Below are 484 nucleotides of genomic sequence, written 5' to 3'. Positions count from 1 at the left end.
CGCCAAAGCCGTGGTATTGGCAACCGGCGGCAGCGGACGGCTGCATTTGCAGGGTTTCGCCACTTCCAACCACTACGGCGCAACAGCCGACGGTTTGGTGATGGCATACCGCATCGGCGCGAAACTGCGCGACATCGATTCCTTCCAATACCATCCGACCGGCGTCGCCCATCCGCCGCACTTGGCGGGCGCGCTGATTTCCGAAGCCGTGCGTTCCGCAGGCACCAAACTGGTCAACGGCTTGGGCGAACGTTTCGTTGACGAATTGCAGCCGCGCGACGTCGTTGCCGCCGCCATTTTGCGCGAGTGCCGCGAAGGTCGCGGCGTAGTGCGCGACGGACAGGTCGGTGTGTTCCTCGACACCCCGCGCCTGATTGAAAACGATCCTGATGTGTTGAACCGTCTGGTTACGCTCGGCCACGTCGCCCACAAATGCGGCATCGACCCCGCCGTCGAACCCGTGATGATCCATCCGACCCTGCAC

General features: G+C 63.2%; 1 protein-coding gene. It reads left to right on the top strand.

Features of this window, described 5'->3' with window-relative positions:
* Window positions 1-484, top strand: a 484-nt coding sequence (locus ACTHUR_RS19485) for an FAD-binding protein (RefSeq protein ID WP_440400436.1), incomplete at both ends; no start/stop codon positions are given.

Source organism: Neisseria sp. P0021.S007, assembly GCF_051956855.1.
The sequence above is the reverse complement of the archived record's forward strand: the minus strand, read 5'-3'. Positions and strand labels throughout refer to the sequence as shown.